We start from the raw sequence: 15,986 nt of genomic DNA, 5'->3' as shown, positions 1-15,986 counted from the left end.
CGCCCAATTGTCGGTATTCACCAACCCAGGAACCGGAAAATGGATGAGGCATTTTAGGCACCAACTCCCAACAGCTCCGACGGTTTCCCACTCCACGAAACAACCAGTTCGTCCCGCGCCCGCGTCGCCGCCACGTACAACAACGACCGCTCCTGCAACAGAGCGTCAGATTTCTCGGCCTCGCCGAGATCTTTGAGCGCCCATTGCAGAGGCATATTCGCCTCCCCCACTCCGAAGAGGATGACTTTGGAAAACTCCATGCCCTTCGCCCGGTGCATGGTCATCACAACGGGCTCGCCGGGATGGGCTTCCTTGTCCCCGGAGACTTTCTGGGTAGAGACGCCTCTCTCGAGCAGCCCGCTCACCAGGAGGTCCACCTGCTTGCCCGAGCGCACGAGTACGCCGATGGTTTCCGGTGCGAAGTCCGGATCGGTGGTCCATGCCTTGATCCAGCCGGCGGCGTTATCGAGCTCCTTCGAGAGCGATTCCTTGCCTTCGAGCTGGGGGGTCGGTCCGCTTCTGGCGGACCGGTAGTCCGCGGATTCCTCCGCAGTGTCCTCAATGTCAGTGAACGGAATCCCGGAGAGCAGCCCGACGGCGAAAGCGAGGTTCTGAGCCGTTGTCCGGTAGTTGAGGGTCAGACGCCGCGAGCGGCCCACGATTTGGATGCCGAACCGACTGAGGGGCACCTTCTGCCCATAGATCCGCTGGTGGGAGTCCTCCGCAATGAACAGGTCGTTGGCGCCCGGCGCCACCAGTGCGCGGAGCAGGAGCCAGTGGCCAGCGTGAAAGTCTTGGGCTTCATCAACAATGACGTGGTTGAAGGGGCAGCCCCCTCCTCCGGCGGCCCGAAGCCGAAGGACCTCTGCGGCCAGCGCCGCGAGTTCGGGGTAGCTCACGGCTCCCTTGCTCCGACAGATCCGCCGATAGGCCTCAATGACTTTCCATACTTCGATGCGCTTCGTCCGGTTCAAGGGCGTGCCGCGACCTCCTCGCGGAACGGTCAGGTACCCGTCCCTGTCGGTCACGGAATTGGCAAGGACGATGGACAGATACTCTTGGCCAAGGAATGTAGGGTTCGCGAGCGCGGGCTCGAGCTTGTGCTCCACTTGCTCTAGGGCCTCACCCCATTCCTTGTCATTGGACCTGCTTGTCGCCGCGGCATCGGGAGTCCCGAGCACCGCGCTAGAAGCGCCGGTTTGTTCCTCGGTCGAGGCCTTCGCCCAAATCTGCGCGGCGACAGAGTCGATGCCGGTGACAGTCACGGCGGTTTCGCCAAGCTTGTCGCTCTGCTTCAGTCCGGGATCGAGACGCCCCAGGTTCTGCGCAAGGCTATCGGCCAGCGTTTTCGTGTATGTGGTCAGAAGGATGCGTGAGTCCGGGAAGTGGTCCGCCAAGTGCTTGGCGCGGTGGATCGCCACCACAGTTTTGCCCGTACCAGCCCCGCCCGACAGCCGGAAGGCTCCGTTGCGGTCTTTGACCGCGTACTGGTCCTGGGCCGGGTGCAGGAAGACCAGCCAGTCCTGGAAGCTTTCGTTGTTGATGACGTACTCGAGGTCTTCGGACCCCTTGGCGTAGGTGAACTCGAGTTTCGAGGCAGGGTGCTTAAGCGCCTCGGCAAGCTTTTCATCCTCGGACTTCGTGGGGTCATCGACATAGTCGCCAATCCCCAGGCCTTCTTTGACGTCCGGGAGGGACTTTCCAGCCTCCAGGTCAATGAGGGCAAGCCCCTGCCATTCGGGGACTGCTTCGTCAGTGACCACCTGTTCGAACGCCTCCACAGAAGCCGCACCGATCGCAGCTGCGCCGGTACGTTCGGGAATGCCCAGCTCCTCGAGGAGGTACGACGGCGTGTAGCCAGCTTTTTGAAGGCCGTTCTCATAGGCGGGACCTGTCGCTGCCGGGGGAACAACAGCGGCCGGTGGCGGGGTCGCTGATCCTTCTGCCGGTGCGCTGATGAGTTCAGCAATACCGCTGACCGGGTTGACGGTCAGGATGCTTGTCTGGGCCTTCTTGATTGCCTCGTCGTGGTTGAACGTGCCCGCATAGACGTAATGCGGTTCTGTCCCGGCGTTGAGCCTGAACAACACGGCTCGGAACTGCTGGTCAACGCGGCCTGTGCGCGCCCGGGAGTCCTTGTAGGTTTTCATCGGTTCGATGTGGAGGCCGGGGGCAGTGTCGTCTTCCTGAAGCTTATAGAGGAAGTCCAGGACCTTGCCCTTGAGCGATCCGTCGACCTTGTTGGCCCCCTTCATCAGGGTTACCGATGCCATTAGTCGTTCTCCTTCAATTTCAGTGCTTCCATAATTGGTTCCGCATCGCCCGGCAGCATAGTCCAGCCGTCATACTCGCCCTCTCCGTGGAGGACGACAGCAACTTTGTGCTCCGGCCAGGCGATATCCAGAGGCGTCCCGTCCTGGAGCTCGTACCCGAGTTCGGGCAGGGGGCACCCCTCAATTTCTGCCAGCACTGCCAACAGTTGACGCTCGGCGTGTGTCGCAATGTCCATAAGGTCCTGCCATCCGGGCCGGAGGTGCGTACCCAGGGCTCCCGGTTCCACAAGGACCGAAACCGAGGGCATTGCGAGACTAACCGCGCCGATGGCCGGGGCTGTCCTCCTGAATCCGAGCAAGTTGCTCAGACGCAGCCATTCGTGCCACAGAGTCTTATAGCCGGGCTGCGCCACTGCGTCGTCCCGTCCATCGAGGACCAGCACGACGTCGGCGCTCACCATGAGCGGCGATGTCAGGTTTGCAGCGCAGCGGAGAGGGCCGTCCGCGTACATCCATGCGCGCCCCACTCCCAGGCCGGGCGCCGCAAGAGGGTCATCCAAGGTGGCCTGCACGAAATCCGGAAGCCCCACAACGGAACCCTTGAACGGGGTGCACTTGCCCAGCATGAGCATGGGGATGGCATCGGACAGGTCCGCCCATGCGTCCCTGTTTGGCTCCCGGATCCACTGCCACAGCTGGCTCATGGCGTCGGACTTGACCGCAGCAAGCAGCGCGGGCTGGAGCGGCGTCGTCCCGTTCTGCACGATGCTCGCTGCTTTGTCCGTGAACCACGGCGGCATCGACAATCCGTCGCCGGAAAAGGCATCGATGTCCTCCCACGTAATGGCCCACGGAACCACGCCAACGGCCCGTAAAGCCTCCCGCTTGGCCGCATCGTCCGCCACACGATTGTGCTCGGGGGACGCGTGAAAAATGTAGCCGTCGGTGTAGATCGCGATCTTCGGGATGTTCGGGTCTGCCGTTGAGAGGACAAAGTCAGGCCGAGTGCCGTGAATGTCCACCTGGGGTTCCAGCCACCAGATGTGTTTGGCGCCCGGAAGGCGGAACTCCACTTTGTCTGCGCAAAGCCCGGGGGTGACCTTGACGTTGGCGCCGACGGCGGCAAGCCTGTCCACGAGTGCCTTGCGGAACTTGACCTCGAGGTGTGATTCCAGGGCTGGCGCCGGTGGAGGAACCTTGGTCACGGTCCAGCCGTCGAAGTCGGGATCGCCGTCGTCCGGAACACCGTCGTGCCCGGCCAGGATGCTACGCAGGAGACGCTCCGCGGTCACGCGGGCCACCTTGTCGACGTGCCAAGGGGACGCGAAAGGAAGGAGACACCGATGGCAGGCCAGGCGCTCCTCGTCGCGGCATTCGCAGTTCCGCACCACGTCCCATGCCGCCCGCAGCAGGTTCCATACCTTCTCCGGGTCGGCGAAGTCGGCGAGGTAGCCAGTGCCGCCGGGTACTTTGTCGTGCAGGAGCAGGGAGACGGCGGTGCCGCCGTCGGCAGGTTCGTTGATCGGCACGGCGGCGATATGGTCGGGGGATCCGCCAATCACTTCGCGCAGCCCAAGGAGTAACGCGGCGGTCAGGCTGGGAAGGGCGAAATCATCGCCCATAACGCGACCGGCAGGGAGGCGGAGGGCAACCCCCTGGGTCGCGAGGACACGTGCGAGGGCCACCTCTGCCACGTGTTCGTCACTGGACTTGCGGTATTTGCACCAGAAACGGTGTTCATCGGGGTTGTTCGCACGCCCGGCGGAGTCGAGCTTGCCGCAGTACGAACAGACCCGGAACAGGGGCGCCTTGGACTCGTTGCCGGCGATGATCCGCGGTGCGGCGTTGGCGGAGGAACGTCCCAGGTTGAGCCACCGTAGCTGTACCCGGTTCGCGTACTTGGCGCCGAATTCGAAGTCCTGGAGGAACCATTCCTGGGTGACATGCTCAGGGTCGATGTCCGCTGCAAGCATCGTGTTGAAACGTTCTTTGACGCGCTGGTCGCTGCGGTCGCCGATGGCCACCTCGTCGCGGCGCACCTCCGCTGAGACGTTCTTCATGACCACAACATCGAATTGCTGGCTGACGTCGGCGATTCCGCTGAGGTGGCACCGCCCGCATGCCTTGACCGGACCTGCGGTGTCCAGGTCCACGTGCATCCACCCGCACTCCGGGCACGCCTGCCAGCGCTGGATGTGGCTCTGCTGCGGGCCGAGATCCACGGCGTCGATCTTCACCTCGAGGCCACGGGAGTAGAACGTCGCCCCGGGGGCAAGCTCGTTGATCGCGATGGCCGCCCCGCGCTGGAGCGAGATGGTTTCGGTGACGTAGTCCTGAGTTTCGACTTCCTGCCAGGTCACACCGATGTCGAGATTCACCGAGTCGTCGAGGAGCGTGTAGTTCGGCAGCAGGCCGTACTTCTCGAGTACGGAGATCCAGTACTCGTCTCGCAGGGCGAAGAGCTGCCTCCGCAGCATGCGCTGGGTGGCCTCGGCGGATTTGGGGGCACGCTTGTCCTCGTCCGTCGCGGCATTGGATTCGGCCATGGCCTTCAGCTCCGGCATCGCCTTCTCGATGTCGTCGATGCGGGCCTTCAGCTCCTCGCAGTCGTCGGCCCACAGCCTGGCAGCCCGGACCACATGCACAGCGAGCTCGCTCGACCCGTCAGCACGGGGGGCAGCCCATTCCCGGAGCCTCGCAGCGCTGGCGGGAGCGAGAAGATCCCCGAACTGCCCGAGGAACTCGTCGGTATATTCGTCCGCGTTGGAGTGGGCTGTCTCGATGAGGTCGCCCAGGAAGGTTCCCGGTCCGTCCCCGGCGAGTGCGCCTGCGGCCTTGCGCGGATGGGGACGGCCGGCGTCGCGCGCGAACCGATCCACTAGGTGGGCGAGGTACTGCCTTTGCAGTATCTCCTCGGCGTCGAGAAAGGTGGCAGGCGGGCGGATTTGCCCGTTGATGACGGAGAGCGGGTCGTGGAGCTTGGGCAGGTGCTCTCCGCGGCCGCGCGCGTACGCGAGGACGAGTGAGTTCCCTGTGAGGCGGCCGGCACGCCCCACCCGCTGCAGGTAGGACGAAACGGACGTGGGGAGGGAGGCGAGCATAACGCAGGAGAGGTCACCGATGTCGATGCCCATCTCGAGCGTGGGGGTTGCGACGAGGACGTTGGGCGCCTGAGGCGTTTGTACCGAGGCTTTGAACTCGTTCTCAACGCGCACCCGGTCCTCGTCGGGCAGCAGGGAGGTGTGCTCCTTGGCCACCACTCGCTTGGGCTCGCGTGCTCCGTACAGCTTGAGGTAGAAGTTCTCCTCCTCCGGCTGCCGGGCGAGCCGCCCGGGGCACCGGACATACAGGCAGTGGGCACCGTCGAGCTGGTCCACCACAGTTGCTGAACCGGGCGTGACCGCCCGGCACACGGAGCATGCCAGGAAGTGGCGGCCGTTCCCGAGGTCCTCGCCTGTGGGTGCCTGCAGGAGGATCCTGTCGGTGGGAAGTGCAAAGATCGTGGCGCCATCCTTGGCCTGCACGGTCTCGAGTACGCACTGGCCGGCGAGCTGCCCGAATAGAGCCTTGGCTACGAAGGTGGCGTCCGCTTTCGGGATGTTGAGGCACACTGCGGTCCATCGCGAGTACCAGCTCTGGGCCTGGGCTATCGGGTCCATGTAGCCTGAGTCGCCGCCGCCGAGCCGCGGGAAGGCGGGTTTGGACCGGCCGGCCGGGAAGGCGGGCATACCCTCGTTGCGGCGTCGGCCGCCCCACACCTTCCAGCGCTGGGCCTTCTCCCCCGCCTCGACCATGTAGTCGTCGAGCCACTGGTGGCGGATGCCGCCTTGGGTGCGGACGCGTTCGACGACGCCGCGTACCCAGGCGAGCAGCGCGCCGTCGTCGGTGAGCTGGTCCTCGAGGCCGAGGGTGCCGGGCGTCGCCTCGAGCGCGGCGCGGGCGGCCGCGAGCATCGCCTGGCGCGATCCGGCGTCAGTCTCGGCGACAATGCTGCCGGTGAGCTCGAGGGTGCGGCCGAGGCGGGACTGAAGGCCGAATTCGAGGGAGGCGTCGAAGAGTACGCGCTTGGCGGCGTTGCGGGATGCGCGGAGCCGTTCCTGAGCGCTGGCCTCATGATCCCAGAAGGCACGGAACTGCGGCCGGTCGGCGTAGTCGGGGGCGATGAGCTGGTACTTCCGGACGGGGGTGATGGCGCCCGCGATAGCGGTGTCGACCAGCTGCTTGAGTGTGGCGACTCCCCCGTCCGCTGCAGCGACCTCGAGCGCACGGCGGAAGGCGGAACGCAGGGTGAGGATGTGCGAACGGGCTTGAACGAAGCCGGCACGGTGGGCGGCGTCTTGGACACTGTCGGTGAAGACGAGGGCCTTCTTCTCCCCTGAATCGAGGCCATCGGCGCCGAAGAGGTTCGAGATGCTCACGGAAAGCATGGTGGCGATGGCGCTGCCCAGGAAGCGGATGCCGTCCGCCGTTTGGCAGGCAGGGCAGACCTCGCGCTTGGAGTCGTCGTCCGCGTCCTGGCCCCGGAGCATGAGGACAGGGACGATGTGGCCCTCGTGGGCCTCGGCGGTGTCCTCGGCGGGCGGCTCGTGCAGGATGCTGCGCTTGACCGTATCGAGCCAGACGAGGCTGTCGGCGATCTCGCCCTTCTCGGCGCGGAGGGCGTCCTCGTTGGGGGCGTGGATTAGCGCGCGGAAGCGCGGGTTGCCGGTGGCCTGCTCGCGGCGGATCTTCGAGTCGTCGTTCTCGAGGTCCGTGCCCGTGGGGCCAAGGACGGCGCCCCAGCCGGAGCGGCCGCAGTGCCGGCAATAGACCGCCGGGAGGTAGAGGCTCCGGTCGGTGTGGGGGCCGTCGTCCCCCCAGCGGTAGCGGTGCTCACCGTCCACGGACTTGTCGAGGCGGGACAGCTCACGCACCCAGAGGTGTGTCTCAACGGAGATGGCGTCGCGGTTGGGTTCGGGGACCGCGCGGACGTGGCTGAGGAGGGCTATGAAGTGGGCCATGAACTCTGTGTGCCGCCCGGTAAGCGTCGCGCGCCGGCGGGGCCCGCCTGAGGTGTTGAACCCGCCGAGGACGCGCTCGGCCAGGTCGGTTAGGACGACGGCGTCGCCCGCCTGTTTGAGTACTGCGCGGGTGAGCGGATGCCGGCGGACGGCGCCGAGGAGATCCGCTGGCTGTCCGCCGAAGAGGAGCTGGGAGATGTGTTCAACGATGACGGCGTTGGGTTCGTCGGCTCCCGCGCCGAGGACCGCCTCGATGGCCTTGCCGGTGACCTCAATGCCGTCGGCGACGCGGGCAATCTCATCCGCAGGGTCTCCGTCCCAGTCCCTACACCACGCATCGACACTGAGTCGGGATTCGGTGACGATTGATTCGTCGGGGAAGGTCTCGCCGAAGACGGTCTTGGAGAAGCGGAGCATGGGCTCGGCCTCGCCCTTCGCGCCTAGGGTCGCCGAGGTGGCGACGGGTGTGATGCGGCCGAGCGGGCGCGCCCTGTCCTCCTCGCTTGGTCCGTGGGGGATGGTGCTGAGTTCCTCCGGCCAGTGGCTCTTCAGGGTGAGTCCTAGGCGGCGCAAGAGCATGGCGACGTCGGTGCCTTGGGCGCCGTCGTAGGTGTGGAACTCATCGAGGACCACGTACTGCAGGGAGGTGGCGGACTGCGCCCAGATCGACGCGTCCTCGCTGCGGAGCAGGAGCATGTCCAGCATCTTGTAGTTGGTCAGGAGGATGTCCGGGGCCTCGCTGCGGAAGATCTCACGAGAATTAATCAGCCCGGCCGCTGAAACCTTCGTGTGCTTCTGGCCGTCCTTCCGCCCCGTGTAGATGCCGGCGGTGATGCCGCCGAGTTCGGGGTTGTCGGTGAGCAGGCTGGCGAGGCGCTGCGCCTGGTCGTTGGCGAGGGCGTTCATCGGGTAAAGGATGAGCGCCTTCATCCCGGTGACGCCCGCGGCCTTGGCCCGGAGGACGTGGTCAATGATCGGGTAGAGAAAGGACTCGGTCTTGCCGGACCCCGTCCCGGTAGTGACCAAGGTCGGTTGCGGTCGCCGGAAAACGCTTTCTACCGTGGTTGAGCCTGCTGAAACCTCCGGCTTTGACGTCAGTCTCTGAAAGGCAAGCGCCTGGTGGCCATACGGGGCGAATCCCTTGTACCAGTCGAGGCCACCCCGCCACCCGTTTGCAGCAGGTTCGAAGGGCAGCTTGAGCCGCACGAACGGACCCTTGAATATCCCGTCCTGCGGATCCTCAAGGAACCGTTGCAGGCCGTTGCGCGCATCCCGATCCGTTAAGGCAAACGTTGTGGACAGGTAGTCGATCAGCCCAACCTGAAGGTCCTCGACCTGATATGTGGGCAGTAGGACTGCCATCAGCTCTTCTCCGCCAAGAGCTTCTCGAAGTGGGAGTAGGCGTTGCGCATGTCCTCTTCTCGGTCGTACGAAACGAACGGGAACTCGAAGACGTAGTCGACCTCGCTCTGGGGGTGGGTCCAGGTCCGTTCTTCGAGCGTCAGGTCTTCTCCACGTTGGCGATAGAGCCTAGCCATCTCGGTCGGAACCTTACGACCGTTTGCATCGTAAAGATCGTTTCGCTCATAACCGACGAGGACAGGAAACTGGGCACGATATATAGTGGATAGTTCTGTTGCGCTAAGCCCCAACGCCAACGCTGCTAGCACATCGAGCTCCACCAGGACACGCCTCCGGGCATCTGCGTGACGAACCGCCTTGATCCCAACAAAGCCCGCAAGTTGCGCAAACTCATCCATCTTCCCGGTCAATGAAGCGAGGGCAAGTGCCCGCTCGGCAAGCATCGTCCGTATCCTGTCATCGGCTGGAAGGGCTGGCAGGCTACTGACCGCCGCACCCGTTAGATTGGCGATCTGTGAAGCCTTGACCTGGAAGTCCACAGGAATCGATGACCAAAGGCCAAGTAGTGCGGCCATGTCCTCGGCTTCAGGCAAAGTTGTCGATAGCACTCCGTGGGTATGGCGCGCACCCTTGGGGATTATCGACGGAATGAACGTCCGTTGGCCCGTTGTTGCCGCCATTAGCCTCCATCCGATTCGCCAAGTTTGATGAACGCCTACCGCCAGATCGCGGACATTCCACTGTCCATAGTCAGAGCCATACTTAACAGGATCTCCAGCTGGCTGGTAGCTCGTGCGGGGGATGAAGTCTTCCGGCAGGGCTTCGAGGTCGATCTCAGTCCAGTCGAGGTTGTTCTTCATCGTCGGGTTGGGCTGCTTCGCAAACGGGTTGGCCACCGTGAAGTGAGGGCCCTGCAAGATCACGTCGTTCCAAGACTCGGGTACGGCAGATCCAACCTCGAAGTAGCCCTTCTTGCGGTCGGCCGTCTCGTGCCAGCCACTCGAATACTGGAGGCCCAGCTCGCGAACCCGCGGGGCCTTGCTCAGCTTTTCGAGAACCCGGGAGCTGGCTCGGTTCACGGGGTAGACCATACGGGCTTGCACGGGTGGCGTCCCGGGCTCGTCGAGGATGTCCGCCCACACTGTGAGGACCGATTCGTCGACATCGATGATCCGTTCCGGATGGGGCCGGAGGTCCCAGTTGCCGTCGTCATCCTTGAGCCCAGGGACCGGTCCGGCGCCATCGTGCGCCATCGATCGCACAACGGTCTCCGGGTGGTACAGGGAGGCAGCCATTTTGAATCGCGGGTTCTCCACATGAGCCCCATACACATGGACGCCGTATGACACGTGGTGATCGATTTCAAAAAGCGATAGCTCGTTAACAAATTGCCAATGCCGCCTGAGCCTGCGATATGTCTCCGCACGCAGCATTGCTGCCTTCTTCTCAGTGAAGTGAGACTCCGGGTGCAGCAGCGCGGCAGTGCCTCGCGCCGAGGCTGAGTTCCAGACCCGCTCCATAAACACGCGGTACAGGTCCGGCTGAAGCCCCACTAGGAGCGGATACACAGTCGGGTCACCTACAAACTCGGCCACTTGGGGCGTAACAATCGCCGCATCGACGAAGTACTCACGCACTCCATCAAGGGCCAACGTTGCCTCGCGCTTCGAGCGAACTTGAGCCTGTGTTGGCTTCTCCGCAAGCTGCCACCACGGATCACCTTCAGCAAGGAGCGCGGCCTCATCAGAACGCGGCCTGACCCACGGCGGGTTTCCCACCTGCAGGTCAAATCCTCCGCGCCCGAAAACGGAGGCGAAGTCCAGCTCCCAGTGGAAGAATCCCTGATCTCGAGCCACACGGTCGCATACGGACAACCAGGGATGCTCCGCGAGCAGACTCTTTACGTCACCCGCCAGTGCGAGCTGAAGGTCGGCGTGTTCGGCGTCGTTCAGCTCATCCCAGTTTGCGCCCGTGCTCAAGGCCCGCTGGCCCGTCATGCGGGACTCCTTGCCGGTCCTTCCAAGGAGTGCTTCCAGCACCTCGAGCCACTGGTCAACACTCGGCGGGACGGCTCCCTTCGTGGCTTGCTCGGTCAGCGGCCAGAACCATAACGCGTTCCAGGCGTCCATCACACGACGGAGCCGCTGGTAGGCGCCGTTTGGGTCGTTGAGTGCCTGCTCGATCTCGGCACGGGTCACGGCTCGCGTGTTTTCGACAGGCTGAGGCACCGGCGGTTTGCCGAAGTAGTCGATCTCCCGGCGGGCTTCCTGGTCTGCGATCTCAAAGCGGCGCAGCGTGAGCTTCCACAGAGTTTCGACCCGCCGGGACAGGTTGAGCAGGCGGTCGACCTGCTGCTTCGAAGGCTTCACACGCACGGACTTACGCCACGCACCGAGGACCTTTTGCGCCTCGCCGGCGAGGTCCTTGACCTCCTTGGCGTCCGAAGCTGCGCCCCACCCCAGTCGTTGTATGAGAGGCAGAACTGGGCACCGCTCGCCGAGGAGCGAGGGATTTCCTCAGGATTGGCGCTGCTTCGGCAGTCGCGAATTATAGGGCCGCGAGGAGACCGAGTGTCAGGGGCACAGATGTTTTCGAGTCTCACGGCTAATCTAATGAACGGACCTGGAGTGCTGTCTCTGTTGCAGGCCACTGAAACAGAAATGAGGGGACCGTGGCAACATTCTTCGGACGATACTCGGAGTCGGAACTTCGAACGGCCAAGTCGAGAGCCATCGATGAAGCGGTCAGCCTGGGTCGCAGCGGGCTGAGACGAAAGTACGGCTTCGGCTCGGCGAAGAAGTTCGTCGCAGTCACTGCGGGGCACCATTTCGACAGCAAGGCCTTGTCGGCTGCCGTGGCAGCGCATCTGACACCGCCGCTGGCACTTACGTCGGATAGTTCATCAGGCGGGGTGGCCACGACCCGGATACTCGATGGTTGTGACATACCTTGGATCGATACCGACCGTCTGAAAAACGGGGACAGAAGTGGCCCAGGCAACCCTGACGCTGCGGGCGCGGACTCTTCGGCTCACGTCACCCGTAACTATTGGTGGGCCAGCCAGGGAGAAAACTACTCGACCGTCATTCAACAGGGCTCGCTTTGGGCTCCACACTTCCGCGTCGACGGGCAGCCCGGACACGATGACTGGCAGGCGTTACACCGCATGATGCCTGGTGACGTGGTCTTTCATTACGCCGCTCAGCAGTTCAAGGCGATCTCCTTGGTCGTAGCAGCGGGAGTGGAATCGGACCGTCCGCCAGGGTATGACGGATATGTTCATGGCACGCTGGTACTTGTTAAGCCCTGCGTCGTCGATATGGAAGTGCGTCTGGACGTCCTCAAGACGGTCTTTCCACCGGGCGTTGGCCCCATGAACAGGACAGGGAACCCTGGCAGGGTCTACGTAGCCGCGATCCCTCCTGAGGTAGGCGAGCCCCTGACGAACTATCTCAGTGCCGGATCTCTGGGGATGCGGTCCCTCGCACAAACTCGATCAACGGGTGAGTCGGACACCGGCCAGCAGCTTGACATTGAGACCACTGACATCGCCGGGTCGATGTTCCGACGCGCGGAACAGCGCTACCTTAGGGAAGCCCTGCTGGCCCGATATGGCAATCAATGCGCTATTTGCGGGCGGTTTCTTCCCAAGAACCTGCTGATCGCAGCGCACATCAAGCTTCGTTCGCAATCGAGCCACCGAGATCGTCTCGATTTTGCAGCGGCGGCCATGCTCGCCTGTTCCCTGGGGTGTGATGCACTGTTCGAACGCGGATATCTCACTGTCGACGACGGCGGCCTGGTGCGGATTACTCCTACGGATGACCCCGAGTTGCTGAGCGTGCTGGACAAACTTGGGGGTTCCCGCTGTCTGGCATTTTCAGATGCAACCAGGGAAAATTTCGAGTTTCATCGTCAAAGCCATAACAACGGCACCAGAGCGCGACGGTAGTCGTTCGCCGTCGCGCGCGGGCGTGCACGACGGCGACCGATACCAACTTTCCGGACCGGTCGACGGGGCCGCATCGACTACTGCGCCACCGCTGCAGCTGCGGCGTAGACGTCAGCGGGCATCGGCCGGTGGAGCCTCCATGTGATAGCAATCGGCCTCTCGCCTGCGTGCTGTACATAGTCCACCTGCCCGAGGCACGTATAGGGAACTGTCATGCCGGTCTCGTCGTCGGCAGTATCCCGCGTAAAGATTAGGATCTTCGAGCCGTGCGAGGCCCGGTCCAGGTACCGTCGGCCAGTTGGGCTTCCGGGTGATGTTGCGTTCTGCGATTCCCAGTGGAACAGCTCCGGACTGATGGCGTAGTCCTTGTACGTCGTGGTTGCTGAGTGCTTCTTGTCATTCTTGTTGAGGGTGACGAAGAAGGCATCGGTGGATGTCGCCGGGCACCAGGCCACGCCCTCACGGTGCTGCACATTCTTGCCGAGCTCCAGTGAACCGTACTGGAGCGCCGCCAGAATTTCCTCGCGCCGATAGGTCGCGTGGGAGAGTAGCGGCACATGTTGCAGCCCCGCTCCGAGACCCTTCGCGGCATGCTTTGACGCTGCCACTCCGAGTTTCACGATTTGACGGATCTCGCTGCAAACAAACAGGTAGCCGCGCAGGTAGTCCAGTCCGTCGTCGTACGTGTGGAAACTGCCACCGTCGCCCCACAGCGTATAGAACAGCATTCGGGCAAAAGTCTGCTCACGGATTGCAAGCTCCGCGTAGCGCGGCGCATCGGGGCCGACCAGCATCGAATACGCCTCGGCGCGTTCCCGATCGTCCACATGGATAAGCGCAGCCATCCGGCCCAAGAGCTTCCTCTCAACGGCGTCCTTGAGCTCCTCGAGCTTGCCATGAAGCGCTGTCTCCAACGGCGAGAACCCCTCGATCAACTCAGCCTCGCGAAGGTAGCCGGTCCACGAATCCTTCGTCGACCGGTAGATCGACTTCACGTCGTTCCCTGACCGCTCGAGATACGCCGCCAACTCCGTCTCGGCATATGAGGCGATATCCCGGACCAGTTCCTTTCGAGTGAATAGCAGCTGCGCTCTAATGCTTTTCAACACCACGTCCTGAGCCACACGGTCCAGCACGATCTGGCAACCCGACGGCAGGTACGGGAACTCGTCCTTGACGGCGTTCTCCAGCTCCTTGCGTCCATAGCCTGTGAGCGCCCGGTAGCGCAGATCGAAGCGGAACTCACGGCGTTGCTGGCCGATGAAATCCATGACCGTCAGCACCGCCTTGCCCTCGGCACGGCGCAGCCCCCGCCCCAGCTGCTGGAGGAAGATTGTGGCGCTCTGCGTGGGCCGGAGCAGCAGGATGGTATCCACCTGCGGCAGGTCCAGCCCTTCATTGAAGAGGTCGACGGCGAAGATACAGTTGATTTCCCGCCGTCGGAGGCGTTCCAGCGCGGCTGCCCTGTCTGCGTCATGGGTGCTGCCGTCGACGGCAACGGACGCTATGCCGGCGCGGTTGAACACCTCGGCCATGTAGTGGGCATGCTGGACCGACACGCAGAAACCGATGGCCCGCATATGGTCGGTGCTGGTGACCTTGTCGCGGAGTTCGCGGATCACCTTGGCTGCGCGGGCGTCGTTGCCGGTGTAGAGATTGCTGAGCTGCGCTGCGTCGTAGTTTCCGCGCTTCCATTCCAACTGGCTCAGGTCAACGTCGTCAGACACACCAAAGTAGTGGAACGGCACCAGCAGGTCGGCATCCAGCGCATCCCAGAGCCGCAGCTCGCTGGCGGTGCGGCCATCGAAGAACTGCTTGGCGACGTCGACGCCGTCGCCACGTTCCGGCGTCGCAGTCAGTCCGAGAAGCTGCTGCGGCTGGAGATAATCCAGCAAGCGCCGGTACGTGGGCGCCATGGCGTGGTGGAATTCATCGATGACGACGACGTCAAAAAAGTCCGGCTCCAGCTGCTTGATGCCGAGCGATGACAACGACTGGACGGAAGCGAAGATATGCTTCCACTCTTGCGGCTTGTGGTTCCCTACGTAGAGTTCACCGAAGGCGCCATCCTGCATGACATCCCGATAGGTACGCATGGCCTGCTTCAGGATTTCCTGCCGGTGGGCAACGAAGAGCAGCTTCAGATCGCGGCCAGCCGCTTCGCAGAGTCGCTTGTAGTCCAGGGCCGCGATGACTGTTTTGCCGGTGCCCGTGGCGGCGACCAGGAGGTTGTGGTTGAAGCCTTTGAGCCGCTCGGCTTCCAGCTCTTCAAGCATTTCCTCCTGGTGGAGGTACGGCTGGACTTCGAGCCCCGTGGCTGCGTCCGGCGCTGCGGTGCGCCGGCCGCCGTTGCGCTCCAGGGCAGCATCCAGTTTCTCGCCGTCCCGTTCCGGATCGTAGCTTTGGAAGGCGCGCTGCTCCCAGTAGCTGTCGAACGTGACCTGGAACTTTTGCAGCAGCGTGGAGGTACCGACAGAACTGAGCCTGACGTTCCATTCCAGGCCATCGAGGAGGGCGGCCTGGCTCAGGTTGGAGCTGCCCACGTAGGCGGTGTCGAAGCCGGAGTTGCGGCGGAACAGCCAGGCCTTTGCGTGGAGCCGGGTTGCCTGGGTTTCGTAGTTGATTTTCACCTCAGCCCCGTAGCGAGTAACTAGCTCGTCAATGGCACGGCGTTCCGTTGCACCCATGTACGTAGTGGTGAGGACCCTCAGCCGGGCTCCCCGATCCTTGAGCCGCTCTAGGGCCGGCTCGAGCAGCCGGAGGCCGGTCCAGCGGACGAAGGCGCAGAGCAGGTCGACGGTGTCGGCGGACTCGATCTCGGCCCGCAGGTCCGCGGCAAGATTCGGCTCGTCCTTGCTGTTTGTGAGAAGAGCTGAATCGCTTAGCTTGGTCGTGGGACGGCGGAGTTGGCGGCGTTTGAGCGCGTCGGGGCGGTGGAGGGACTGGAGCTGGGTGGGACCGTCTGCAATGCGGTCGCCGTGTTGAAGCTCTTGGAGCAGGCGGTTGACAAGATCGACTCGGTCTTGCGGCTTTGCTATGACGAGCGCTTGCCGGATGGCATCAGCCAGATGGCGGGAGAGGACAGCCGGCGCGTCTTCATCATCTATTAGCCCAAAGCGTGGTTCCAAGTCAGGAACGTTGGACAGGCTTGCCGTCAGCCCCTCGGTGTTTAGCAATTCATACAGGCCTGGGGACAATTGTGCCTTTGCCAATCCCCCACCGGATATCTTCACTGCGCCAGGCTAATTGCTGTAACCGGAAAAGACCAGCAACCGCGTTGACTCATAGAAAACCTCCGCGTAGCCGGATACGTTGCCTCAATTGAAAACCTCCGCGTAGCGGCGTGGTTTCCGGCGGTGGCAGCGGATGCGGGTTATGCCCGTTTTCATGGAGCTCACT

5 protein-coding genes are annotated in these 15,986 nt (G+C 63.3%); 1 reads left to right on the top strand and 4 read right to left on the bottom strand.

Annotated elements, in window-relative coordinates; all coding sequences use genetic code 11:
- Positions 1 to 53: 53 nt before the first annotated feature.
- The 3 genes from PY310_RS19545 to PY310_RS19535 are packed head-to-tail and all read right to left on the bottom strand — an operon-like array spanning position 54 to position 11,010.
- Positions 54 to 2,273, bottom strand: a complete 2,220-nt coding sequence (locus PY310_RS19545; protein WP_275216217.1) for a 3'-5' exonuclease — start codon at positions 2,271 to 2,273, stop codon at positions 54 to 56.
- Positions 2,273 to 8,635: a DEAD/DEAH box helicase gene (locus PY310_RS19540; protein WP_275216215.1), complete on the bottom strand. Its 6,363-nt coding sequence runs from the start codon at positions 8,633 to 8,635 to the stop codon at positions 2,273 to 2,275. The genes PY310_RS19545 and PY310_RS19540 overlap by 1 nt, the downstream gene beginning before the upstream one ends.
- Positions 8,635 to 11,010: an Eco57I restriction-modification methylase domain-containing protein gene (locus PY310_RS19535; protein WP_275216214.1), complete on the bottom strand. Its 2,376-nt coding sequence runs from the start codon at positions 11,008 to 11,010 to the stop codon at positions 8,635 to 8,637. Before PY310_RS19535 ends, PY310_RS19540 begins: the two co-directional genes overlap by 1 nt.
- 296 nt (positions 11,011 to 11,306) lie before the next feature.
- Between PY310_RS19535 and PY310_RS19530 the strand changes: the two genes are divergently transcribed.
- The gene (locus tag PY310_RS19530; protein WP_275216212.1) at positions 11,307 to 12,587 is read left to right on the top strand and encodes a ScoMcrA-related endonuclease; all 1,281 of its coding nucleotides are present in this window, start codon (positions 11,307 to 11,309) and stop codon (positions 12,585 to 12,587) included.
- 77 nt (positions 12,588 to 12,664) lie between these two features.
- On the opposite strand, the gene PY310_RS19525 is transcribed toward PY310_RS19530, so the two are convergent.
- Positions 12,665 to 15,784 (bottom strand): DEAD/DEAH box helicase, encoded by a 3,120-nt coding sequence (locus PY310_RS19525; RefSeq protein WP_419095526.1) that lies wholly within the window; start codon positions 15,782 to 15,784, stop codon positions 12,665 to 12,667.
- Positions 15,785 to 15,986: the final 202 nt, after the last annotated feature.

Source organism: Pseudarthrobacter naphthalenicus (genome assembly GCF_029076445.1).
GTDB lineage: Bacteria > Actinomycetota > Actinomycetes > Actinomycetales > Micrococcaceae > Arthrobacter > Arthrobacter naphthalenicus.
The sequence above is the reverse complement of the archived record's forward strand: the minus strand, read 5'-3'. Positions and strand labels throughout refer to the sequence as shown.

Excerpts from the sequence above, each read along its gene's own strand:
- PY310_RS19545 (WP_275216217.1), bottom strand. The coding sequence starts at position 2,273 with ATGGCATCGGTAACCCTGATGAAGGGGGCCAACAAGGTCGACGGATCG.
- PY310_RS19540 (WP_275216215.1), bottom strand. The coding sequence starts at position 8,635 with ATGGCAGTCCTACTGCCCACATATCAGGTCGAGGACCTTCAGGTTGGG.